The following is a 24532-nucleotide window of genomic DNA, read 5'->3' as shown; positions in this document are numbered from 1 at the left end:
GTTGCGAAACACAGGATTTATATGGCTTTTGAATAATTTTTTGCCTGAATAGCCAGTGCTGCACCCGCCGTCGCCATGACAGTATGTAAAAACGGCGATACAGAGTGAAGTTTAGTGTGAGATTCAGTGATTTTTCTTGCCGCGTGTCTGACGCAAAATCAGCCAGCTGGAGCTGAAATGGGCAAGTCCGCAGACGGCGATGCTGAAGAGGGAAGCGGGCAGTACCTGGCCCCAGATTTCCAGCGGGGTATAGGTGCTCCAGCTGGCCACGCGCGCGTCAAACGTGATGTAGTTCGCCAGCAGCCAGTAGACGGCCAGCAAGCCCGTGCCGATGGCGGCCTGGCGCAGCAGCGGTATTTGCCTGCGTGCAAACACTGCCAGTAGAAACAGTAGCAATACGCCAGGATAAGCGCCCAGCACTTCCGGCGACAGTACGCCCAGCGTGCCCGCATCGTAGCTATAGCTATCGGCCGGGCTGGCCCACTGCACTTGCAAGGTGGTGAGGAAAAGTGTCAGCAGGAAAATCAGTAGTGGCGTGCGGGTCATGGTCTTGCAGGTGTCAGGCGATAGCGGTGGCGCATTTTACAGCGGATGGAGGAATTGCATATCTGCCCCATATCGCTGTTCGCCACATTTGCCATTTATCGCCTCAGACGGCCGCTTCGAGTTGCACTTCGCCAATAAAACCTGCGTCATTGACGGCCGACAACAAGTGTTCTTGCGTGGCCAGCTGTTCGTCGTATTGCACGGTTGCGTCATTGTGCGCCAGCGAGACGCGGACGGTGCGTACGCCATCGATCGCTTCCAGAACGCCTGTCAGGGTGTCGGCGCAGCCTTCGTGATCCATGCCGGTAATACTCAGTCGTGCTGTTTGCATCGTTTCTCCTTGCTTTTTATGTAAAAAAGCAGTGTAGGCGAGGCGGGGGCATGCCGTCCAGCCACACACGGTATTTTTTTGCTATTTCACGCTTTCTTGATCCAGATCCATTTGTATCTGCGCAAGGCCACTAGCAGCTGTTGTGGCATCGGTTCTCACATTCCATTCGACAAGTTGCCTGGGCTGCGAGATACTGTCTTTCTGATAATTTTAACCAAGCCGGAACCGGAGACCGCCTGATGCTGCGCCGCCCTTTCCTTGCAATGTGCTGCACCTGGCCTATGCTGGCAGGCGCTGGGCCGCGCATGACGGTTGCGCCTCCGGGGCCTGGCAGCCCCCTGATTTATCCGCGCCATCAGGGCGAAGACGATCCCCATCTGGATTACATACTGAGCTTGCTGCGCCTGGCTTTGCTGCGCTCGGGCAAAGTTTATGATTTGCGTAGTTCCGGGCAGCGCATGGTGCAGACGCGTGCGCTGCGCGAAATTGAACTGGGCACGGGCAGTGTCGATATCGTCTGGACCATGACCAATCGCGAACGCGAGGCGCAATTGCTGCCGGTGCGCATCCCGCTCGACCGGGGGCTGCTGGGCTGGCGGGTGGCGCTGGTCGGCGCCGCGCAGCCGCAATTGTTGCGCCATGCGCGTACCCTGGCCGACCTGCGCACCTTGTCGGCGGGGCAGATGCGCGACTGGCCCGACACGGCCATCCTGCAAGACAATGGCTTGCGCGTGGAGACGTCGAGCAATTATGAAGGCTTGTTCCAGCAACTGGCCATCGGGCGCATCGATTATTTCCCCCGCTCCGTGATCGAGGCCGAACAGGAACTGGCCAGCCACGCTCACTTGCCGCTGGCGATCGATCCCTACCTGGTCATGCGCTACCCTGCCGCCATGTATTTTTTTGTCAGCAAGCAACGGCCGGACCTGGCGCGCGACCTGGAGGCGGGAATGGAAAAGGCGCTGGCCGACGGCAGTTTTCAGCAATTATTCCTCCAGCATTTCGGAAAGCTTATCGAGCACCTGCACCTGGGAAAACGCCGCGTGCTGGAACTGCGCAATGCAGGGTTACCGCCGGAAACACCGTTGCATCGCAAGGAATTGTGGTTTCACCCTTCCCACTTTTAATCGATCTGTAGACACTGTTGATCCGTGTCAAATCTTCGAAGTAAAGTTATGCGCAAACCTTGATCAAACGCAATACGCGTTCAACAGAACAGTTGTTGACACACGGAAAATTTTGATCGACCATGCTTCCACATTGCTACTCTCTCTTGAGTTGCAATGCATCCCTGCGTTTCCGGCGAGCCGACGCTACTGCCCCTGTATTTCCGCTTTTCCCGTTATTTTGCCTTCTGCTTAACCTTGTTAGGTGCGTATGCTTGATATGATCGCGGCGGTATTGCATCAGGTGCCGGAACTGGCCTTGTTCCTGGCCCTGGGCCTGGGCTACGCGGTTGGCCAGATACGTTTTGGTCCCATCCAGCTCGGCGGCGTGTGCGGCACCCTGATCGCGGCGCTCTTGATCGGCCAGCTGGGCGTGACCCTGGACGCCAGCGTCAAGAACGTGTTTTTCATGTTGTTCATCTTTGCCCTCGGCTACGCGGGCGGTCCCCAATTTTTTGCCAACCTGAATGCCAAGGGCTTGCGCCTGGGTATCTTGTGCCTGATCGAAGTGGTGGCCGTGCTGGCGCTGGTATTGCTGGCGACTTACTTCCTGGGACTGGACCAGGGCACGGCGGCCGGCATGATGGCCGGTGCCGCCACCGAATCGGCCGTCGTCGGCACGGCCACCGACGCTATTTCCAAGCTGGCGCTGTCGCCCGAACGCATACACACTTTGCAGGCGAACGTGGTGACGGCGTATTCAATCACCTATATCTTTGGCTTGATCGCCATCGTGATCGTCACCAGCCAGATATTCCCCTTGCTGCTGCGTATCAACCTGCGCGAAGAGGCAGACAAATTATGGGCGCAGATGGGCGGCGCCGATGCGGACGCCGACGCCTTGCTGGCAACCCCGGAAATGGTGGGCCGCGCCTACCGCATCAGCACGGGGGCAGGGCGCCGCCTCGATTCCTTGCAACATATCTTTGCGGGCCGCGCCAGCATCACGCGCGTGCGCCGCCATGGCAAGAGCTTGCCCTTGAGTCCGGAACTGCGCTTGCGCAATAACGATGAAGTGCTGGTGATCGGCCACCGGCCCGCGCTGGTGGCGGCCGAAGCGATCCTGGGCCAGGAATTTGCCGATACGCAGAATGTGAACATGGCCGTTTCCGCCATCGAAGTGGTGCTGCAGCAAGCGTCCATGGTTGGCCAGCCCTTGCGCCAGCTGGCCTTGCCGCACGGCGTGCATGTGGCGGCCGTAGTGCGCGGTGAACACAGCATGCCACCCTTGCCGGACTTACCCTTGCAAAACAATGACGTGCTGCGCCTGTATGGCGCGAACGAAGGCCAGGAATTGAATCGCGCCATCGCCGCCATCGGCAAGCGCGTGCCCACTGGCGACCGCAGCAACATCGTATATGCCAGCATCGGCATCGTGCTGGGCGTGTATATCGGCACCTTTGCCGCAAAGCTGGGCGGCATACCGTTTTCGCTGGGCACGGGCGGCGGCGCCTTGCTGACGGGACTGGTGTTTGGCTGGTATCAGTCGAAAAAACCGGGGCTGCCGGGCATCCATCCAAACGCGCTCGACATGCTCAAGGATATCGGCCTGGCGACCTTTATCGCTTGCGTGGGCCTGGCGTCGGGGCCGCAGGCGATCGACCTGATACGCCAATATGGCGTGTCCTTGCCGCTGATGGGCGTGCTGATCGCGGTGATTCCTGCCTCGCTTTCGCTGCTGGTAGGACACTTTCTGCTGAAGCTGGAAGCGCCGATCCTGCTGGGCGCCATCGCCGGCCAGCAATGCAGCACGCCAGCCCTGTCGGCCGTGCAAAACGCGGCCGGCAATTCCACGCCCTTGCTCGGCTACACGATTACCTACGCAATTTCGAATGTGGTGCTGCCCCTGATGGGGCCCTTGATTGTGGCGCTGGCCGGTTCCGTGCATCCGGCGTAACTATGTGAAAGATTTCTTTGAAATGAAAGGCGGTCAATATGGATTGGTTGCATGAGTTGTTCAAGAAGTCGCCTGAAATTGCCTTGTTTCTGTCGCTGGCGGTGGGTTATTACATCGGCAAGATTCAATTCGGCAAATTCCAGCTGGGCGGGGTTGCCGGTTCCTTGCTGGTGGCTGTGCTGATCAGCCAGGTGGGCGTGGAGATCGACCCCGGCGTCAAGTCGGTACTGTTTGCCTTGTTCATTTACGCGGTCGGCTATGAAAGCGGGCCGCAATTCTTCAATTCCCTGGGGCGCCAGTCGGTGCGTGAAATCATCCTGGCGGTGGTGCTGGCGGTGACGGCGCTGTTGACGGTGGTCATCATGGCGCGGCTGTTTGGGCTCGACAAGGGCTTGGCGGCTGGCGTGGCGGCGGGTGGCTTGACGCAGTCGGCCATCATCGGCACGGCTGGCGATGCCATCGCCAAGCTGGGCCTGGCGGCCGATGAAGTGGCGCGCCTGCAAGGCAATGTGGCCGTTGGTTATGCCGTTACCTATGTGTTCGGTTCGTTCGGGGCCATCATCGTCTGCATGAATATCCTGCCCAGGTTGATGGGGCGCAGCATCCGCGAAGATGCGATCAAGGCGGAAACGGCGCTGCAAGCCGGTGTGCAAGTGCTGGGACCGGGCCAGATGCCGGCCGCGCCCGACCTGATCGGCCGTATCTATTTAGTGGGCGGCGGCGCGGGCCGTACGGTCAGCGAGATTGAGAGCGCCAATCCTGCGGCGGCGATCACGATAGAAAGAGTCAAGCGCAATGGCCAGATTATCGATGTGAGCCCAGACCTGCTACTGGCGGCCGACGATATCGTGCTGCTGGTGGGCCGCCGCGAAGCCATGCTCAGCGTGTCTTCGCAACTGGGCCGCGAAGTGCATGCCGAGGATGGCATGGAGCTGGTGATGCAGCGCCGCGAAATGGTGCTGACCAACAAGGTTTATCACAACAAGACGGTGGGCGAAATCCGCAGCGGCACGGCGCCGGGCGTACGGCATGGCATTTTTGTCGTGCAACTGAGCCGCATGGGAAAAGTCTTGCCGCTGCAAGCAGAAACCGTGGTGCAGACGGGCGACGTGGTGACGATCTATGGCGCGGAACAAGACGTCAAGCGGGTGGCGGCCGAAGTCGGTTACATGATCGTGCCTAGCGCCAAGACGGACTTCGTCTACATGGGCGCCGGCCTGGTGGTCGGCTTGCTGCTGGGCTTGCTTGTCGCGCACATCGGTTCGATACCGTTGACCTTGGGCAGTGGCGGCGGCGTGTTGCTGTCTGGCCTGGTCTTCGGCTGGTTCCGCGCCAAGCGCCAGAGTTTTGGCTGGATGCCGAATGGCGCCGTGCAGATACTGAAAGACCTGGGCCTGGCTGGTTTTGTGGCCGTGGTGGGCCTCACGTCCGGCTTGCAAGCGGTGCAAACCGTGCGCGAGCATGGCTTGACCCTGTTTGGCGTGGGCGTGGTGGTGACCATCTTGCCGATGCTGCTGACCATGCTGATTGGCCGCTACATTTTGCGCTACGACAACGTGGCCATCTTTGCGGGCGCCTTGTCCGGTTCGCGCAGCGCCAATCCTGCGTTTGGTGAAGTGCTGAACGCGGCGCAAAACTCGATTCCCACCGTGCCATTCGCCATCACCTATGCGCTGGCCAATGTTTTCCTGACCTTGCTGGGCCCGCTCGTCGTGGCCTTCGTCTGACTTGCCTTGCCAGCCCCCAGCTGGGGGTATACACCCACATTCACCAACGCTGTTGATAAGGAGTTGTCTACATGGATTTCAGTAACCCAGCCAAACTCGCCCTGTTGAGCCCATTCGAATTGAAGGATGCGCTGATCCAGACAGCCCAGCAAAGCAACCGGCTGATGCTCAATGCAGGGCGCGGCAACCCGAATTTCCTGGCCACTACACCACGCCACGGCTTTTTCCAGTTCGGCCAGTTCGCCATGACGGAAGCGGAACGTTCCTACGTCTATATGGACGACGTGGGCGGTTTCCCCACGCGCGACGGCATCGAGGCGCGCTTCGAGATTTTCGTGCGCCAGCATGCAGACAGGCCGGGCGTGCATTTCATCGAAGCGGCTGTCTCGTATGTGCGCGACCAGCTGGGCTTGAGTGCGGGCGATTTCATTTATGAAATGTGCGAAGCCATCCTCGGCTGTAACTATCCCGTGCCCGACCGCATGCTGCGCCTGTCCGAGAAAATCGTCGGCCAATATATCCACCGTGAAATGGTGGGCACCCATCCTTTCGTGGGCCATTTCGACATGTATGCCGTCGAGGGTGGCACTGCCGCCATGACCTATCTGTTTGCCAGCCTGAAATCGAACCATATCATCCAGGAAGGCGATACGATTGCGCTGGGCATGCCCATCTTTACACCGTATATCGAGATTCCGCAGCTCAATGACTACAAGCTCAACACTGTGTATGTCGATGCGCCGCAATCGAATAACTGGCAATTTACGCGCAAGGAACTGGACAAGTTGCTGGACCCGAAGGTCAAGGCTTTCTTCCTCGTCAATCCCAGCAATCCGCCGTCCGTCAAGATCGACGATGACACCCTGGACTATATCGCCGGCATCATCAAAAAACGCCCGGACCTGATCATCCTGACCGATGACGTGTATGGCACGTTTGCGGACAATTTTGTGTCGCTGTTTGCCATGTGTCCGTACAACACCATCCTCGTGTACTCGTTCTCGAAATATTTCGGCGCCACCGGCTGGCGCATGGGCGTGGTGGCCACGCATGAAACCAACGTGCTCGATGACAAGATCGCCAAACTGCCGGAAACCGTGCGCAAGCAGCTCGATGCGCGTTATCACTCGATCACGACGGAACCGCGCAAACTCAAATTCATCGACCGCCTGGTGGCCGATAGCCGCACCGTGGCGCTGAACCACACGGCCGGCCTGTCTACGCCCGTGCAGGCGCAGATGACCTTGTTCTCGCTATTCTCGCTGATGGATGAGGAGCAGAAATACAAGCAGTCCATGCAACGCATCGTGCTGCGTCGCAAGGAAGCGCTATACCGCGAGCTGGGCTTGCCGATGGTGCACGACGCCAATTCCGTGCGCTACTACCATTTGCTGGACATGGAATCGCTGTCTGCGCAAATGCATGGCGTGGAATTTTCTCAGTGGCTGCTGAAAAAGCTCAAACCAAACGAGGCGCTGTTCCGCCTGGCCGAGGAAACGGGCGTGATCTTGCTGCCGGGCAAGGGTTTCGGCACCACGCACCCGTCGGGCCGGGTGTCGCTGGCCAACCTGAATGAATACGACTACGCCAATATCGGCCGCGCCATCCGTGGCATGGCGTCGGAATTCTTTGCCGTGTTCGAGAAAGAGAAGGGCGGCAAAGTGGCTGCCAAGCCGGTGAAAGGCAAGCCAGCGAAGCCGGTTAAAGCCGGCGGCAAGAAAGCCTGACGCCGGCCAGGCTGCTTAGCGGATCTGGTAGGAATCGCCGTTGACTTTCCAGTTCAGCGGCGTATTCAAGTCCAGGTTGCCGTTTTGCAGGAACAGCCGCTGCTGCGTATCGAGGCGGTCGAGGTTGCCAGCGTGGTCAGGTTCGCTTTGCATCAGTGCGCGCCGCACGTCGAGGAAGGCGTTCAGATAGGCTGTTTCATTGCCTCCCCTGGATGGCGGCAGGGCTTTCAACTGGGCCTGGGCGCGGATGCCCTGGAAACTATTGCGCTGGCTATCGGCACCGGGGCCATGCATGACGATGGCGTCGTAATAAATGAATTGGCCCAGGGTGCGCAAGCCATCCTGCTTGGCCAGGCTGACGGCCGGGTTGAAATACTCATTGTCGCGCAGGGTATTCTGGCTTTGCTGGAACACGGGGTCGAGTGCCGCCTTTTGCCAATCCGTGACGAAATTCGGATCGAGGCCCGCGTGTGAAGCGCTGCCATTGACTTGGCGCAATGCGGGTAAATAAGGGCTGAGCAGATTGCCTGGCTTGATCTTGTCATAGGCCGTGACCAGTTCCAGCATGTCGCTGGTGCCTGAAGTAAAGCCGATGATGCCGTCCGTATAACCACGGCCATCGCCGATATCTTCGATGTAGGCGTATTGCGCCTTCCAGTCCAGCGAGGAGTTTTCCGAACTGGACACCAGTTGCATGGCGATTTCTTTTTTTGCCGGCGCGCTCAAGCCGTCCGTCGCTGCGGCTGCCAAATCTGTCTGGCTCGCGACTGAGTTGGAAATCAAGACATTGCCGGCATCGCCGCCGGGCTGCCCGCCGCCGCAAGCGCTTAATGCCAGGATGGCAAGTAATACGGCTGCACGGGGCAGGCCAGGATGTGGTGCGAATTTTTGCATGATCAATACCCTATGGTGGTTGAATGGCGATGTTGTTTTGCCAGCTAAACCTGGTCTGCGCTCGTTTTAGTACGCCATTGCCGATTTTAATATCATAGGAAACAATTGCCCAAAAGAATTTTTCTTCAGGTGTAGCGCAGCCGGGGCGCGTGTATCCGCTTTCCAACAGTGCAGGCCGCCAGGGATATCCGTGGCTATAATTGCCATTGCGAAAGTACAACAGGTCTGCCGTACTTTCCCCTCATGTATAGACAGGACACCCCATGGATGTAGCGCCACGCGCAATCATATTGCTGCTGACTCTAGTGTTGCCTGCCGCCGCACAAGGGCAGACCCAGGCCGGCATGCCGCTGACGTTCAACGAAGCGTTGCAGCAGGCGGCGTCCGCTTCAGGCCAGGTGCAGGGCGCCGCGCTCGATGTGCGCGCCAAGACCCTGAAAGCGGAAGCGCTATCGAATATTGATGGTCCTTCCGTCGACTTGACGGCGTTTCGAGGCCGCCTGTCGACCGACTTGAATATCGATACCAGCCGCTTGTCTGGCATCGCAGGCGGTGTCGAATCGGCGCTGCCGGGCTTGCCGATCCCCGAGATTCCCAATTCCCTGAACCGCGAAGTGGTCACCAACCTGACCTCGTTTGGCCTGATCGGCATGTGGCCTGTCTACACGGGCGGGCGGCTCGATGCCGTGAAAGGCCTGGCGTCCGGCATGACCAGGGAGGCGGAAGCCGAACGCATCGAAGCGGAAGAAAAGCTGGCCACCCTGGTGGCGCAGCGCTATTTCCAGTTACTGCTGGCCAAAAGAGTGGTGGCTGTGCGGGCCGAAGTGACGGCCGGCGTGACGGAGCACCAGCGCGACGCGGCCAAGCTGGAAAAGGGTGGCTTGATTTCGCGCGCCGAACGCTTGCGCGCCGACGTGGCGCTGGACGGCGCCCGCAGCGATGAAGCCCAGGCCCGCAGCGATGAAGAAGTGGCCCAGGTGGCGCTCGACCGTTTGCTTGATTCTCACGTGCAAATACGTCCCGGCACGCCCTTGTTCGTCAATAGCTTGCCAGTGGGCACCTTGCAATCGTTTATCAGTACGGGCATGCGCGAGAATGCGGCCTGGAAAAAGATCGATAGCAAGCGTTTCCAGACGGAACAGGCTTTGCGCCTGCATGGCAAGGAATACAGCCCCACCGTGTTTGCCGTTGGTAACTATAACCTGAACCGGGGTAGTGAAAAACTGGTGCGCTCGAACTGGGCGGTTGGCGTGGTGGTGGCCGTGCCGCTGGTGCACCGCATCAATACCAGCAAGATGATCGCGGCCGCCAGGCTGGACCAGGAAAGGGTGGAGGTGACGGCGCGCCAGGCCGAGCGCGATATTCCCACCTTGATCGAAAAGAATTGGCGGGCGCTGGAAAATGCGCGCATCCAGTTCTTGTCCACGGCCTCGTCGGTGGAACTGGCGCGTGAAAATATCCGTTTGCAATCGGTGGCCTTCAAGCAAGGGCAGGTGACGTCGCTGGAAGTGATCGATGCGCGTTTGAACCTGGCCAAGATCGAAACCCAGCGCGCGCAAACCGCTTACAACTATGTGATGGGCCTGGCGCAATTGCTGGAAGCCACGGGCGAGACGCAGCGCCTGGGCAGCCTGGCGGCAGCGGCCGATATTCAATTACCACTGGACACTACGCCATGAGTACATCAAGTACATCAAAAAAACCGCTGGCGCTCGTTGCCGGCATCGTTGTGCTGGGCTTTGTCGGCTGGGGCTTGTACCAGGCTTTCCAGCCGCAGCGCCTGCCCTTGCAGGGCCAGATGGATGCGCAGGAAGTCAACGTGTCGTCGAAAGTGCCGGGCCGGGTGGGGGAGTTGTACGTCAAGCTGGGCCAGACAGTGCCGAAAGGGGAGTTGCTGTTTCAGCTGACCAGCCCTGAAGTCGATGCCAAGATCGTCCAGGCCACGGCCGCCACGCAGGCCGCCGACGCGGTGGCCAAAAAAGCGGAAGCAGGCGCCCGCCCCGAGGAAATCCGCGCCGCGAAAGCCAATTGGGAACGCGCGCAGACGGGCGCGGCCATCGCCAAGACGACCTATGAACGTGTCAATAATATGTTTCTTGAAGGCGTGATCGCGCGCCAGAAGCGCGACGAGGCACAGGCGCAATGGCAGGCCGCCGATCAACTGGCGCAGGCGGCCCGCGCCCAGTACGATATGGCCAACAAGGGCGCCCGTCCGGAAGACAAGACGGCCGCCGCCGCCCAGGCGCGCCAGGTGGGCGCCGTGCTGACGGAAGCGCAGATCGCCTTGTCGGAAACGAAGATTGCCGCGCCCGTCACGGGCCAGGTCAGCAAGATCCAGATACAGCCGGGCGAACTGGCGCCGCAAGGTTTCCCGGTGATTACCTTGGTCAACCTCGATGACGCCTGGGCCGTGCTGCAAGTGCGCGAAGATGAAATGGGCGCCTTTACCATGGGCAGCACGCACACGGCCAATGTGCCGGCGTTGAAGCAGCAACTGAGTTTCAAGGTCAGTTCGGTGGCCGTCATGCCGGACTTTGCCACCTGGCGCGCGGCGCGTCCGGGCGGCACGGATTTGCGCACGTTTGAAATCCGCTTGCGCCCGGCTATCAAGGTCGATGGCTTGCGCCCCGGCATGTCGGTTGTGTTTCCGCCGCTCTGAATTTCATGACTGAAACAGCACAAGCGCAGCAGCAGACGCCCAGCGTTTTCGGGCGCGAGTGGGCGCGGCTGCGGGCCGACTTCTGGGATCTGGGCATGCTCAGCTGGATACCCGTGCTGCTGTGTGGCATCTTGTGGCTGATCTTTTCCGCAGGCATCGCGCGCGACTTGCCGATCGCCGTGATCGACAAGGACAATTCCACCCTGTCGCGCCAGCTGACGCGCTGGCTCGATGCGTCTCCCGGCATCCAGGTTCACGAGCAAGTGCAAGCGAGCGATCAGGCATTGCAGCTATTGCGCGAACGCACCGTATTCGGTTATCTGGTGATTCCCGATGACTTTGAAAAGCAGTTGCTGGGTGGGCGGCAAGCCACCGTGCAATGGCTGTACAACGCACAGTTTTCTTCGCATGCGGGCGCCTTGTCGCGCGATGTGCGCACGGTGACGACCACCTTGTCGGCAGGCATAGAGATGACGGCGCGGGCCAAGCAGGGTATGTCCACCATCCAGGCTGCCGCCCAGTTCGAACCGGTACGCACGCAATTAAATAGCTTGTATAACGAAAACATCAGCTATGAAGCGTTTTTGACGCTGGCGCTGATGCCGTCCATGCTGCAAATCTTTATCGTCATCGCCGTTGTCACGGCCATAGGCCGCGAGTTGCGCGACGGCACGGTGCCTTTGTGGCTAGCTTCGGCCCAGGGTAGCTGGCTGCGCGCCGTGGCCGCCAAACTGCTGTTTCCCTTGATTGCCTACAGCGCGCTGGCGCTGCTGTACTTGCTGTTCTTTAGCCTGGTGCGCGACTGGGCGGTGGCGGGCAGCCTGGTGGGACTGCTGTTGAGCATGCTCTTGCTGGTGCTGGCGTATTGCGGCCTGGCCTTGCTGCTGATAGCCGCCACCTTGTCCTTGCGGCTGTCGCTGTCGGGCGCCGCCTTTATTACCGCCCCGGCTTTCGCGTTTGCCGGCCAGGCGTTTCCCCTGATGGCCATGCCGCCGCTGGCGCGCGGCTGGGCCGAAGCCTTGCCGCTCACGCATTATTTGCAGTTGCAAACCAAATACTGGCTGGCCGGTGCGCCGTGGTCTTATGGTCTGAAGGAAATGCTGATACTTGCCGCATTTGCCATCGTCTGTGGCGCCTTGGGCCTGTTTTTTCTATCGCGCCGCGCCAACGCGCCCGCTGCCTGGGGGCGCACATGATGTGGAGCGCTTTTCTTGCCACCTGGCGCGCCATGCTGACGGACAAGGGCGCTTTGACCCTGCTGTTCGTGGGCGGCGTGCTGTATTCCTTTTTTTATCCGCTGCCCTACAGCAAGGAAATCGTCCAGCGCGTGCCTGTGGCCGTGGTGGACCAGGACCGCAGCGCCATGTCGCGCCAGCTGACGCGTTTTGCCATGGCCCATCCTTCCTTGCAAGTGGTGGCCGTCACGCCCGAGCTGCCCGTGGCGCAGGATTTGTTGTGGAGCAATCAGGTGATGGGCGTACTGATCATTCCCGAAGGCTTGCAGACCGATGTGCTGGCCGGCCGCGCCGCGCATGCCCAGGTGGCGGGCAATGGCTTGTACTTGATGCTGAACAAAGCCGCCTTGAATGGACTGGCCGAAGTGGTGGGCACGGTGTCGGCCGGCATCGAGTTGAAACGCCTGGGCGCGGCCACGCCGTCCACCATCCAGGCGGGCCAGCAGCGCTCGCCGATTGCTTTCGAAGCCGTGCCCCTGTTCAATGTGACGGAAGGCTATGGCGCTTATGTCGTGCCCGGCGTGGCGACCCTGATCGTGCAGCAGACCTTGCTGATCGGCATGACCATGCTGTTCGGCACCTGGTATCAGCGCAAGAATTTTCCGCTGGCAGGGCCGCGCACGGCAGGTGGTTACCTGGGCATGCTGCTGGCGTTTGCCTCGGTGGCCTTGCTTAATTGCTGCTATTTCTTTGGTTTTGTGTTCTGGTTCCAGGATTACCCGCGCGGCGGTAACTTTGGCGGCTTGCTGTTGCTGCTGATCTTGTTTTCGCTGGCCGTAGCAGCCTTCGGCATGCTGCTGGGTTTGCTGTTCCGCACGCGCGAGCGGGGCACGCAGCTACTGATCGCTACTTCGATGCCGATCTTGTTCCTGGCTGGCCTGACCTGGCCCGTGTCGTCGATGCCGCTCGTGCTGCAGTGGCTGCGCTGGCTGCTACCCTCGACGGCCGGCATCCAGGGTTTTATCGCCCTGAACCAGTTGGGCGCCTCCTTATATGAAATCCGCCATGAAGTGGCGGGCTTGCTGGGCTTGCTGATTGCTTGTCTGGCGCTGGGCTGGTGGCGCTGGCGGAAGGTGGATACGCCAGTGGTCGATTTGAACAAGGCCTAACATAGACGGTATGCAATAATTTCGAGTGGGGTCAGACCCGTCGGGTCTGACCCCGGCCTTGAAGCCGTGATCGCTCCCATATTAAGCAAACAAACCATGCCTCCCTTCAATCTGTTCCAGCGCCTGTCCCAAGCCCCCACCAAACCCAAGGCGGCGCCGGCCGCGCGGCAGTTCGATGTGGCAGACCTGTACCAGGGCCCGATCGGGCTGGGAGACGAGGGCGATAGCGCCGCGCGGCCGTTTGATGAAAAGCTGCGCCAGGCATATTTCTGGATCGTCAACCACGCCATCATCAGTCCCCATTACGACATCGAGTACAACGATGGGCCGTCGCAAACCTATTCCGTGGGCGACAGCCGGCGTACCCTGAATTTGCCGTCGGCGCAAAGCTACTCCAGTTTTATCCTGCTCCCTTTGCTGACGTTTGCCACGCGCCGCAAATGCCTGTTTGTCGGCGGACCGGGGCGCGGCAAGACGGCCAGCGCGCTCTTGATGGGCGTGCTGGCTGGTTCGTCCGTCAAAGAAGTGAAACGCGCCATGCAGCACGGCCATCCGCAAATGACGGTGGCAGACTTGCTGGGCAATCCGCTGCCGTTTGATATGGTCAACGCGCAAAGCATGGACGATATCCGTATCGCCTGGCGTAGCTGGCTGGGCATGCGCGTGAAGATCGTCGATGAATACAACCGCATCCCCACGCGCACGCAAAGCGCGCTGCTGACCGTGATGGGCGACAATTACGCAGAAGTGCTCAATCATATCTACGAATGCCCCGAGGCGGCCTGGTATCTGACGGCCAATGATGACCAGGGAGGCGGCACCTATCAAGTGATCGAAGCGCTGCGCGACAGGGTGGACGTCACGGTGCAAGCCTTGGCCTTCAACCCGCGCTTTCTGAACGAGTTGCTACTGCGGGTGGAAGAAAACCTGCGCCCCGAAGAACTGGTGCCGCCCGAGATCATCTTCACGGAGACCGAGGTAGACCAGATAGGCGAGGCAATCCGCCAGGTAGCCGTACCCGATGCGGTGCGCCGCCGGCTGGAGTTTTTCGCCAGCCAGTTCGAGCTGTTCGAAACGGCAGGCGGCCAGTTCGAATACATGACCAAGGATACAGCCCGTTTGTCTGGCGCCGACCGTGGCGCCGCGCAGGCGGCCGACAATGGGCGCGACCGCCTGAAAGACCTGGGCTGCCAGACCCTCAACGGCATTTCGGTGCGTACCCTGATGGCGCTGCTGATCTATGCCAAGGCCATGGCTTACTTCCGGGGCAATGGCGAAGTGGAGCTGGAAGACTTGCGCCAGGTACTGCCTTTTGTGTTGCATAACAAGCTGCAGCCAGACCCGGATGCGCCATTTTTTGCGCTGCCTGAAAATGCCGCTTACCGCAGCGACAGGCTGGGCTGGCTGCGCCGCTTGTTCGATTTGTCGAACGATGAATTCAACCGCCTTGACCTGGACCGCGACGACCCGGTCGGCCTGCTGTCCGCTGAATTCGACCAGGGCCTCGATGGTCTCAGCGAGCGCGAAACCCTGGCCCGTTTGAACCGCATTGAAAAGCTGATCGGCGAGCGTACCAGGGGGCGCAAGCTGTACGGCCCCCTGTATGACGACCTGCTGAAACTCAAGTATCTGCACCAGCGCTATACCAATTACCGCAGCTGGCTGCGCTCCCAGTAAGCCAGATGATTTCTTCTGTCTTCGCCTCCCTCCTGGCCAGTGGCCGAGCGCAGTTCAACCTGCGTGCGCTTGATGCGCGCCGGCGTTTTCCTGCGCTCGACATGCAGCAGTTCAGCGCCTTTCTGCACGATGGCCTCGACCCATTAGTCGTGGCCGTGGCAGCGGTGGCGCCCGAACGGGCAGGCGGTTTTACTCTGGCCGCCTACGACATGGCTTTGGAACTGGTGGCGCATGGCCTGGCCGGGCCATCGGCAAAAAATCCTTTCCTGAACACCTTCTGGCGCGAACTGGCGCCATGCTTTGCGCCGCTGCTCTCTAGCGCGCCGGTGCCCGTGCTGGGCATGCTCAGCAACGCCGCCATCCACCTGAGTGGCGTGACCGGTGCGCGGCCCGCGCAGTGGTGTCACGAGATGGCCGCCATCGCACCGCAGCTTGCCAGCGTGGCCGAGCTGCGCGCGGTGGGGCAAATATTGGCTTGGCGGGCTGGTATCGCGCATTTCCGCCTGGGAGCCATCGCCGCGGCCGATAGCTTGCCGCCTGTGCTGGCCCTGGTTGCCTTGGGCGAGCCATGCGCAGACTGGCCGCAGTTGCGTACACAATTATTGGAAAATCCGTGGCGCGGCAATGTGCAGGGCAGGGAATTCGGCGCCTTTACGGGCCTCGGCGGCGACTTTGCCACGCCGCCGCAACTGCGCGCCACGCAGCACGGTTTTATCGTGTCGAGCGGCGAGCGCCATTATCTGCTGGTGGCTGATGCCTGTGGCGCCGTGCTGCATGGCGCCACGCCAGAGGAATATGCGCAGGCGTCTGCGCAGCTGCCAGCGTCGGTGCGCCTCGATGGCGCGACCCTGCATATAGGCTCCCGTAGCATAGCGCTTGACTTGCCACCCGCTGACATCGCGCTGGCTGCCAATGAGCATACCGTGGCCATCACATCACCGTACACGCATGCGATCCGCCTGCTGCCGCTGGCATGAAGACGCTGGCCGACACTACCTTGATAGACAACTGGCGCGCCGCCTGGCCGCAAGCGCTGGCTGTGTGGAGCAAATTTACGCGCTTGCGCGATCCCAGCCTGTGCGCCAGCCATGTCGAGGCGAGCAAGCAGGGCTTGTCCGGCAGCTTTGCCATGATACGTCTGCTGGACCAGAGCGTGGTGGTGGACTTGCCGCTGGTGAGCAAGCTGGGGCTGGACGACTATGCCGTGGAAATTCTCGCCCATGAAATCGGCCACCATATCCTGGCGCCGGGCAGTGCCAGCGACCAGTTCCGCCTGCTGGCCCGTATGCGCCGAGCCTTGCCGACCCTGGAACACCATGCGCCCATGGTGGCCAATCTGTACACGGATTTGTTTATCAATGACCGGCTGCAGCGCCAGGCGAAATTGCGCATGGCCGATATCTACCGCAAGCTGGAGAAAAACAGGGAAGAAACCGAGAAGAGCAGCGGCGTATGGACGCTGTACATGCGCATCTATGAACAGTTGTGGCAACTGGAAAAGGGCGAACTGGGCGGCGCCAGCGATGACGAGCGCCTGAAAACGGATGCCTGGCTGGGCGCGCGCCTGATACGCGTGTATGCGAATGACTGGATGCTGGCGGCAGGCCGCTTCGCCACCTTGTTGCTGCCGTATCTGGTGGACGATGGGATTGACAATGCGGATGCCTTGCACCCTGGCGGCTACTTGCACGACACGCGCGACGCGGCCCGTGGCTGCCAGACCTATGGCGCGCAGCAGATCGAAGATGACGAAGAGGGCGGCGCCATCCATCCCGTGCACGACCGGCGCATTTCAGGGCTGGATAATGAACAGCCAGCCCCTGATGCGCCAGCTAAAACTGGCGGTGGACAGTTGCGCGAACCGTTCGAGCTGGGCGAGATCCTGAAGGCTTCGGGCGTGCATCTGAGCGACCATGAAATCGCCATCCGCTATTACCGCGAGCGCGCTTTGCCGCATCTGGTGGCCTTCCCCACGCGCCCCGCACCCGAATCGCCGGAGCCGCAGATGGAAGGATTGGAGGCGTGGGATATCGGTGATCCGATCGATGAAATCGACTGGCTGCAATCGCTGATGCTGTCGCCGCGCCCCATCCCCGGCGTGACGACTGTGCGCCGCGTCTACGGGCGCGAACCGGCGCGCGCGGTGGACGCCATGCCCATCGACCTGGATATGTACGTGGACAGTTCGGGCTCCATGCCGAACCCGCAGCAGCACACCTCATTTTTGACCCTGGCCGGCGCCGTGATCGCCTTATCGGCCCTGCGTGCCGGCGCCCGCGTTCAAGTGACCCTGTGGAGTGGCAAGCGCGAAGTACTGCAAACGCCGGGTTTCGTGCGCGACGAAGATGCGATCCTGGGCGTGCTGACGGGTTTTTTCGGCGGTGCTACCTGCTTTCCTATTCACTGCCTGCGCCAGACCTATACTGCCCGTCGCGAACGGCCCGCGCATATCCTGATGATCTCCGACGATGGCATCGCCACCATGTTCGACGACGATGAACAGGGGAACAGTGGCTGGGATATCGCAGCGAAGGCGCTGGAAAAGGGCGGCGCTGGCGGCACCATGGCGCTGAACCTGGCGCGCGACTGGGACGGCGCAGGTGGGCATCAGTGGATGCAAAAGATCTACGATGACTTGAAGCGCGCGCGCCGCGAACAGGGCTGGGACATCCACGCCGTCGAGCGCTTTGAAGATTTGCTGGAATTTGCGCGGGCCTTTAGCCAGCGGCATTATGTAAGATGAGATTATGCAGACTCCCGGTCCCCACCTCGAAACCCTGACCCATCGCCTGGCCGACACCCCCGTCGAGTTCCTGGCCGAGCCGCGCATTGCCGGCGTAGTCAACGCGCAGGCGGTGTCCGTGGCCGCGCTGGTCAACGACATTCTGCTATTGCATGGTGCCCGCGCGCCTGCGGCTTCCCTGCAGGGTTTCCTGGGCGCGCAGGTGAAGGTCGACCGCAACCGGCTGGCGCTGGCCATGATCGTGTGCTGGCTGCTGGCCGGCGAGTGGTTTATCGCGCAGCGGCTTGAGCAGCCTGCCTTGCTGCAAGTGCTGGGTGAGGCAGTGCGCGAACTGGCGGCGGCTACGCCAGCCCACCAGTACACGCAAGACCCGGAGCGGCGCGAAGAACTGGCCCGCATCGTGCTGGCGCGCCTGGGTTTTCGGCCGCGCGATGAAAGCCTGGCCCAGGCGACGGATAGATTGTCCGCCATCAGCGGCAGCGAGCGGCGTCGGCTGCTCGAAGCGAGCCGCCTGGCCGAGCAGCGTGCACGCGGGATACGCGAAGCGCTGGCGAAAAAGGCGGCCGAGGAATCGGCCGACAAATGGTCGCGCGAATGAGCGGGGAATGGAATTTGCCGGTCGGCGCATGGGAATTAGACCGCGATTACTGCCCGACCCTGACGCAAGCAGGCGTGCAGATGCTGGCACGGTTGCGCGGCCATCCGTCGGCGCCGATGTACCGCAACCGCAGCGGCAACAAGCTGCTGGCCGATGAAGTGCAAGCCTTGCGCGAGTACGAGCGCGAGGTGATGGACGCGGCGATAGTCTGGAACTTGGAGGCGCCACCAGCGTGGCTGCCTGCTTTTATCGCCCGGACCTATGCCACGGTGCCGTATTATCAGGCTTGCGGCTCGCCGCCTGCGCGCCTGCTTGATGTGGCGCCGATCAGCCGCGCCGAGCTGGCGCACGATATTGCCGCCTTCGTGCCGGACAATGTGGACCTGGCGCGCATGATCAACTTCCAGACTACCGGCACTACCGGCCACCCGCTGCTGATCGCCTCTCACCCGCTGGTGGCGGGGCGCTACCTGGCTTACCACAAGCGGGCCTTGCAGCGCTTCGGCATCACCCTGCGCCATGGCGCGGGCCAGGTGGGCGTGATGCTGCTGGGCCACCAGCGCCGCTGCTTTACCTATGTCTCCGTCACGCCCACGATGGGGGAGTCTGGCCTGGCGAAGATCAACCTGCACGTGGACGACTGGCGCCACCCTGACGACCGTGCGCGCTATCTGGACGCCATGGCGCCGGAGATGATCGCGGGCGACCCGATTTCGTTTGCCGAGCTATTGACCCTGCCGATGACGCACCAGCCGGCCGCGCTGCTGTCCGTCTCGATGATGCTCTTGCCTGGCATGCGCAAGCGTCTCGAAGAACGGTTTGGCTGCCCCGTGCTCGATATCTATTCGCTCAATGAAGTGGGGCCGGTGGCTGTCTTTGACGAGCAGGCGGGCGGCCATGTACTGCTGCAGCACCGGCTGTACGTGGAAATCCTCGACGCCGATGGCCGGCCTGTGCCCGATGGTGAACGCGGTGAAATCACGGTCACGGGCGGCTTTAACTTTTGCTTGCCGCTGGTGCGCTACCGCACCGGCGATTACGCCTCGCTGGCCCACGGGCCGCACGGCCCTGTGCTGGTGGGCCTGGCTGGACGCAGTCCGCTGCGCTACCGGACCAGCACAAGCGATTGGATCAATAACATCGATATCACGCATGCCCTGAAACCGCTGGCCATCGCCCTGTTTGGCGTACATCAGTACGCCGACGGTGCCGTCGAACTGCGCTTGTCGCCGGGCGCCATGCCGCAAGCCGGCCACGCGCGCGCTTTGCTGGCGCCTTTTTTCGGCCCCATCACCGTTGAAGTCTTGCTGGCGGAAGACAAGATCATTCAATACACCTCGGATTTGCAGGACGCTTACGCATGACCAGAGCAGGATCAACTCAATATAAACGTGGCCTGGTGGTCGGCAAATTCTGCCCTCTGCACCTGGGCCATGAATTGCTGATACGGCGCGCGCAAGCGGCGTGTGCAGCACTGCTGGTCGTCAGTTATACCAAGCCGGAATTCCCCGGTTACGAACCGGCGCGCAGGGAGGGCTGGCTGCAGGCGCAGTTTCCGCAAGCGACGGTTGTCGTGCTCGATGACGAACGGCTGGCCCGGCTGTGCGCCGCGCGCGGCATTGCGCCTCGCCGGCTGCCGCATAACGATGAAGACGGCGATGTACACCGCCACTTCATGGGCTGGCTGTGCTGGGAGGTGCTCGATAAACCCGTCGACGCGGTCTTTACCAGCGAAGACTACGGCCCCGGTTTTGCCCGTGTGCTGGGCGAGCATTATGCGCTTGGCGAGGTGGCCCATGTCAGCGTGGACCAGGCCAGGAACATTGTGCCCGTGTCAGGGACGCAGGTAAGGCAAGACCCGCATGCCCATAGCGCATTCCTGTCGCCGCTTGTGTATGCCAGTTTTGTGCAGAGGGTGTGTCTGCTGGGCGGTGAGTCGAGCGGCAAGACGACACTGGCTGCTGCCCTGGCCCGGCATTTCGAGACAGAATGGGTGGCTGAATATGGCCGCGAACTGTGGGAACAGCAGGAGGGAGAACTGGCCTACGACGACTTGCTGAAGATAGGCGGCGAGCAGCTGCGGCGCGAAGCAGCAGCCGCCCGCGAGGCGCGGCGCTGGCTGTTTTGCGACACTTCGCCGCTGACCACGTATTTTTATTGCATCGAGATGTTTGGCAAGACGGAAGCGGAGCTGGCCGACCTGGCCGAAGCGGCAGGCGATCGCTATGAGCTGGTGCTGCTGTGCGCCCCCGACTTCCCGTTTATCCAGGATGGCACGCGTCGCGACGACGGCTTCCGCCAACGCCAGCATGCCTGGTACCGGGCCGAGCTGGAACGGCGCGGCATTGCCTATGTTGAAGTGGGCGGTACGGTCGAAAACAGGGTAGGGCAGGTGGCCCGATTGCTGCCGGCTACTCTGTAAACGCGGTCCTGACGGCCGCCAGTATCTCTTCTGAAAAAGCTTCGTCATCGACCGCGCGCGCCAGCGCCACCGCACCCACCATGGCCGACATCATGACGATGGCGTCTTGCCGGGGATGGCCTTTTTTCTTCCACGGAAAATGCGTGGTGAACTTGCCGATGATGCTTTTCAGGTGAAAGGTGAACGCGGGGCGCACTGCCGGCTGGTTGCGCACTTCGCCAGCCAGGGCGGCCAGCATGCAGCCGTCGCCGGGACCATCGCGGTGCTCGGTGCTGACATACTGGCGCACATAGTCGCGCATCGCTTCCGGGCTGGCCGTGGCTGCAGCCAGTCCTTCGCGCGAATGGGCAGAGCCGTGCAGGGTGCTTTCCGCCATCAGCGCTTCTTTTGAGGCGAAGTGGTTATAGAAAGGGCCGTGGGTCAAGCCCGTCGCCTTCATGATTTCCCCGACGCTGACGCCGTCAAAGCCTTTTTCGCGGAACAGACGCGCCGCCTGCGTCAGGATGCGCTGGTGTTTTTCGGCCGTTTCGGCTGCTGGATATCGCATATCGTCCTCCCGGTAATGACATGATTTCTGTTGACATCATACATTATGTGCGTCATGCTTGCGATATTAAGCATGATGAGTATCATGTTTAATTTTATCGCAACTTTCAAAGGAATGATCATGAGTTCAGTCAATACACTTGGTACGGCCCTCGTCACGGGTGCTTCGTCCGGTTTGGGCGCCGTCTATGCAGACCGCCTGGCCAGCCGTGGCTACGATTTGATCCTGGTGGCGCGCCGTGTCGAGCGCCTGGGCGTGCTGGCCAAGTCGCTGGCAGAAAAATATGGCGTTGCCGTGCGGGCCATCGCCGCCGATTTGTCGGTGCCGGCCGATGTGTTGCGCGTAGCGAAGGAGCTGGAAACCAATCCCGCGATCACCATGCTGGTCAATAACGCCGGCGCATCGACCCTGGCGCCCGTGCTGGACACGGCCAAGGACAAGGTCGACGCCATGGACAAGGTCAATGTCACTGCGCTGACGGAGCTGACGCACGCCGTGCTGCCGCAATTCAAGCAGCGCAATCACGGCACCATCATCAATATCGGCTCCGTGCTGTCTTTCCACGTCTTGCCGATCAGCACGGTTTATAGCGGCACCAAGGGTTATGTGATGAATTTCACGCGCGGCTTGCAGCAGGAATTGGCTGGCACGGGCATCGTCGTGCAATTGGTGCTGCCTGCCTCGACGGCAACCGAAATCTGGGATTTGAGCGGCGTGCCGCTGGCGCAACTGGACCATGCCACCGTGATGAGCGCGGAAGACTGCGTCGATGCGGCGCTGGCGGGATTGGACCAGGGCGAACTGGTGACCTTGCCTTCGGTGCAAGACCAGGCATTGTGGGAACAGTTTGACAGCGCCCGCCTGGCCCTGTTTGCTGGCGCCCGTAGTGGCAAGCCAGCATCGCGTTACAACGTGAAATCAAGCACTTAAGCAGCGCTGAGCGCCTGCTCCAGGTCTTCGCGCAAATCATCGATATGCTCGATGCCGACGGACAGGCGCAGCATGTCTTCGGAGACGCCGGCCTTGGCCAGTTCTTCGGCATTGAGCTGGCGGTGCGTGGTGGACGCCGGGTGGGTGGCCAGCGATTTGGCGTCGCCGATATTGACCAGGCGCGTGAACAGTTGCAGGGCGTCGAGCACGCGGGCGCCAGCGGCGCGTGGGTCTTCATCACTCTGCAGCTTCAGGCCGAACGACAGGATGCCCGAGGCGCGGCCGTTCAGGTATTTCTTCACCAGCGCATGGTCCGGGTGGTCTTCCAGGCTCGCGTAGTTGACCCATGCGACTTTCGGATGGTTTTTCAGGTGTTTGGCCAGGGCCAGGGTGTTGTCGCAGATGCGGTCCATGCGCAGCGCCAGGGTTTCTATACCCTGCAGCAGCTGGAAGGCGGACAGCGGCGAGATGGCCGCGCCCATATTGCGCAACGGGACCACGCGCGCGCGGCCGATGAAGGCGGCCGGGCCAAACGCTTCCGTGTACACCACGCCGTGATACGACACATCCGGCTCGTTCAAGCGCTTGAAGCGCTGCTTGTGTTCGGCCCACGGAAATTTGCCGCTGTCGACGATGGCGCCGCCCACGGTGGTGCCATGGCCGCCCAGGTATTTGGTCAGCGAGTGCACCACGATATCGGCGCCGTGTTCGATCGGGCGGAACAGATAAGGACTGGGCACCGTGTTGTCGACGATCAGCGGGATGCCGTGCGCGTGCGCGATTTCAGCCAGCCTGGCCACGTCCGTCACATTGCCCAGCGGGTTGCCGATCGATTCGCAAAAGATGGCCTTGGTGCGTCCATCGATCAGGGCGGCGAAGGTCTCGGGCTGGCGCGCATCGGCGAAGCGCACCTCGATTCCGATCTGCGGCAGGGTATGCGCAAACAGATTGTAGGTGCCGCCGTACAGCTGGCTGGCGGAGATGAAATTGTCGCCCGCTTCGGCGATGGTCTGGATCGCGTAGGTAATGGCCGCCATGCCCGAGGCGACGGCCAGCGCGGCCACGCCGCCTTCGAGCGCCGCGACTCTTTTTTCCAGCACATCCTGGGTGGGATTCATGATGCGCGTATAGATATTGCCAGCCACCTTCAGGTCGAACAGGTCGGCGCCATGCTGGGCATTGTCGAAGGCGTAGGCCACCGTCTGATAAATCGGGACGGCGGCCGCCTTGGTAGTCGGATCGGGGCTGTAGCCGGCATGCACGGCCAGGGTTTCAATTCTCATTGTGTCTCCGTTTTCTATGGTCTGCGTGTGGACCATCAGTGGTCCGGTGAAGCTGCGCAGCCATTGTGCCATGAGCCACTTGCCAAATTGCCATGCTTGATAGAATTTTAAGTCATAAGCTTGTGCATGCCTGGCATATGCTCTGTCAGCCTTTCACCCCGCCTGCCGTCAAGCCCGAGATCATCCATTTTTGCGCCAGCAGGAACACCGCCGTGATCGGCAGGCCGGACAGGATGGCGGCTGCCGCAAAGTCGCCCCACAGGTATTTTTGCTCGTACAGGAACAGCTTGGAGCCGACGGCCAGGGTCAGCTGCTTCTGTTCATGCAGCAGCACGGACGCGATCGGGTATTCGATGATGGCGCCGATAAAGGACAGCAAAAACACCACCATCAAGATCGGTACCGTCATCGGCAGCAGCACGTAGACAAACGCTTGCCACTGGGTGGCGCCGTCGACCTTGGCCGCTTCTTCGATCTCGATGGGGATGGTTTGATAATAGCCCTTGATGGTCCAGATATGCAGCGCGATGCCGCCCGTGTAGGCCAGCACCAGGCTGCCGTGGTGATCGATGCCCAGCCATGGCACATAGCTGCCCAGCAAGTCAAAGATGGCGTATATGGCGACCAGGGCCAGCACGGCGGGGAACATCTGCAGCAGCATCAGCGCGCCCAGGGTTTGCGACTTGAAGCGGAACTGCATGCGCGCAAACGCATAGGCGCAGGTGGTCGACAGCAGCACCGTAATCGACGCGCTCATGGTGGCCACCTTGATGGAATTCCATAGCCACAGCAGCACCGGGAAATCCGGTTCGACCAGGGCGCCGTTGGGCGCCTGGTAGGACATGCCCAGCGCCAGGCGCCAGTGCTCGAAACTGATCTCGGGCGGTATCAGGCTGCCGGTGGCGAAATTGCCGGGGCGCAGAGAGATCGACAAGATCATCAGGAAGGGAAACATCACCAGCGCGATCAGCGCGATCACGGCGGCATGGGCCGCCAGGATGCGCCAGCGGTTGGAACGGTCGACAACGATAGCCATGGCCA

At 61.1% G+C, this 24532-nt stretch carries 21 protein-coding genes; 15 read left to right on the top strand and 6 right to left on the bottom strand.

Features of this window, described 5'->3' with window-relative positions; genetic code table 11:
- Positions 1–123 precede the first annotated feature (123 nt).
- Together HDE75_RS13910 and HDE75_RS13905 are read right to left on the bottom strand one after the other, a co-directional pair.
- Positions 124–546 (bottom strand): hypothetical protein, encoded by a 423-nt coding sequence (locus HDE75_RS13910; protein ID WP_183677110.1) that lies wholly within the window; start codon positions 544–546, stop codon positions 124–126.
- Between the two features lie 103 nt (positions 547–649).
- Positions 650–877, bottom strand: a complete 228-nt coding sequence (locus tag HDE75_RS13905; protein ID WP_183677111.1) for a heavy-metal-associated domain-containing protein — start codon at positions 875–877, stop codon at positions 650–652.
- Positions 878–1182: 305 nt separating this feature from the next.
- Between HDE75_RS13905 and HDE75_RS13900 the strand changes: the two genes are divergently transcribed.
- The 4 genes from HDE75_RS13900 (at position 1183) to HDE75_RS13885 (ending at position 7394) form a co-directional block, all read left to right on the top strand.
- Positions 1183–2004, top strand: coding sequence for a substrate-binding periplasmic protein (locus HDE75_RS13900; RefSeq protein WP_183677112.1), 822 nt, complete (start codon positions 1183–1185; stop codon positions 2002–2004).
- 250 nt (positions 2005–2254) lie between these two features.
- Positions 2255–3940, top strand: a complete 1686-nt coding sequence (aspT, locus tag HDE75_RS13895; protein WP_311735113.1) for an aspartate-alanine antiporter — start codon at positions 2255–2257, stop codon at positions 3938–3940.
- 38 nt (positions 3941–3978) lie between these two features.
- Positions 3979–5667, top strand: coding sequence for an aspartate-alanine antiporter (gene aspT / locus HDE75_RS13890; protein ID WP_183677113.1), 1689 nt, complete (start codon positions 3979–3981; stop codon positions 5665–5667).
- Positions 5668–5738: 71 nt separating this feature from the next.
- Complete coding sequence (locus HDE75_RS13885; RefSeq protein ID WP_183677114.1) at positions 5739–7394, top strand: bifunctional aspartate transaminase/aspartate 4-decarboxylase; 1656 nt, start codon at positions 5739–5741, stop codon at positions 7392–7394.
- Positions 7395–7409: 15 nt separating this feature from the next.
- Here HDE75_RS13885 and HDE75_RS13880 read toward each other — a convergent pair whose 3' ends face one another.
- Complete coding sequence (locus HDE75_RS13880) at positions 7410–8288, bottom strand: chitosanase (protein WP_183677115.1); 879 nt, start codon at positions 8286–8288, stop codon at positions 7410–7412.
- Positions 8289–8551: 263 nt separating this feature from the next.
- Between HDE75_RS13880 and HDE75_RS13875 the strand changes: the two genes are divergently transcribed.
- The 10 genes from HDE75_RS13875 to HDE75_RS13830 all read left to right on the top strand — a co-directional run bounded on the left by HDE75_RS13875 (position 8552) and on the right by HDE75_RS13830 (position 20731).
- Positions 8552–9967 carry a TolC family protein gene (locus HDE75_RS13875; protein ID WP_260174048.1) on the top strand — a complete coding sequence of 472 codons (1416 nt, stop codon included), beginning with the start codon at positions 8552–8554 and terminating at the stop codon, positions 9965–9967.
- Positions 9964–10947, top strand: a complete 984-nt coding sequence (locus HDE75_RS13870; protein ID WP_183677116.1) for an HlyD family secretion protein — start codon at positions 9964–9966, stop codon at positions 10945–10947. The genes HDE75_RS13875 and HDE75_RS13870 overlap by 4 nt, the downstream gene beginning before the upstream one ends.
- A 5-nt stretch (positions 10948–10952) precedes the next feature.
- Positions 10953–12143, top strand: a complete 1191-nt coding sequence (locus tag HDE75_RS13865) for an ABC transporter permease (protein WP_183677117.1) — start codon at positions 10953–10955, stop codon at positions 12141–12143.
- Positions 12140–13291 carry an ABC transporter permease gene (locus tag HDE75_RS13860; protein ID WP_183677118.1) on the top strand — a complete coding sequence of 384 codons (1152 nt, stop codon included), beginning with the start codon at positions 12140–12142 and terminating at the stop codon, positions 13289–13291. Before HDE75_RS13865 ends, HDE75_RS13860 begins: the two co-directional genes overlap by 4 nt.
- Positions 13292–13387: 96 nt before the next feature.
- Complete coding sequence (locus HDE75_RS13855) at positions 13388–14968, top strand: AAA family ATPase (protein WP_183677119.1); 1581 nt, start codon at positions 13388–13390, stop codon at positions 14966–14968.
- 5 nt (positions 14969–14973) lie between these two features.
- Positions 14974–15945 carry a hypothetical protein gene (locus HDE75_RS13850; RefSeq protein WP_183677120.1) on the top strand — a complete coding sequence of 324 codons (972 nt, stop codon included), beginning with the start codon at positions 14974–14976 and terminating at the stop codon, positions 15943–15945.
- Complete coding sequence (locus HDE75_RS13845; RefSeq protein WP_183677121.1) at positions 15942–17711, top strand: vWA domain-containing protein; 1770 nt, start codon at positions 15942–15944, stop codon at positions 17709–17711. Before HDE75_RS13850 ends, HDE75_RS13845 begins: the two co-directional genes overlap by 4 nt.
- A gap of 4 nt (positions 17712–17715) precedes the next feature.
- Entirely contained in the window at positions 17716–18309 is a 594-nt protein-coding gene (locus HDE75_RS13840; RefSeq protein WP_221291860.1) for a hypothetical protein, read from the top strand.
- Complete coding sequence (locus HDE75_RS13835; protein WP_221291859.1) at positions 18294–19673, top strand: AMP-binding protein; 1380 nt, start codon at positions 18294–18296, stop codon at positions 19671–19673. Before HDE75_RS13840 ends, HDE75_RS13835 begins: the two co-directional genes overlap by 16 nt.
- Positions 19670–20731: an AAA family ATPase gene (locus HDE75_RS13830; RefSeq protein WP_183677122.1), complete on the top strand. Its 1062-nt coding sequence runs from the start codon at positions 19670–19672 to the stop codon at positions 20729–20731. Before HDE75_RS13835 ends, HDE75_RS13830 begins: the two co-directional genes overlap by 4 nt.
- Here HDE75_RS13830 and HDE75_RS13825 read toward each other — a convergent pair.
- A complete protein-coding gene (locus tag HDE75_RS13825; RefSeq protein WP_183677123.1) occupies positions 20721–21278 on the bottom strand; it encodes a TetR/AcrR family transcriptional regulator in 558 nt (185 codons plus the stop codon). The genes HDE75_RS13830 and HDE75_RS13825 overlap by 11 nt on opposite strands.
- 120 nt (positions 21279–21398) lie before the next feature.
- Here HDE75_RS13825 and HDE75_RS13820 point away from each other — a divergent pair, with 120 nt between their 5' ends.
- Complete coding sequence (locus HDE75_RS13820) at positions 21399–22208, top strand: SDR family NAD(P)-dependent oxidoreductase (RefSeq protein ID WP_183677124.1); 810 nt, start codon at positions 21399–21401, stop codon at positions 22206–22208.
- Here the strand turns inward: HDE75_RS13820 and HDE75_RS13815 are convergent.
- Together HDE75_RS13815 and malG are read right to left on the bottom strand one after the other, a co-directional pair.
- Entirely contained in the window at positions 22205–23491 is a 1287-nt protein-coding gene (locus tag HDE75_RS13815; protein ID WP_183677125.1) for an O-acetylhomoserine aminocarboxypropyltransferase/cysteine synthase family protein, read from the bottom strand. The genes HDE75_RS13820 and HDE75_RS13815 overlap by 4 nt on opposite strands.
- Before the next feature lie 145 nt (positions 23492–23636).
- The gene (gene malG / locus HDE75_RS13810) at positions 23637–24527 is read right to left on the bottom strand and encodes a maltose ABC transporter permease MalG (protein WP_183677126.1); all 891 of its coding nucleotides are present in this window, start codon (positions 24525–24527) and stop codon (positions 23637–23639) included.
- Positions 24528–24532: the final 5 nt, after the last annotated feature.

This window comes from Janthinobacterium silvisoli, assembly GCF_014200725.1.
GTDB lineage: Bacteria > Pseudomonadota > Gammaproteobacteria > Burkholderiales > Burkholderiaceae_D > Janthinobacterium.
Note: the sequence above shows the minus strand (reverse complement) of the source record. Positions and strands in the feature narration are given on the sequence as shown.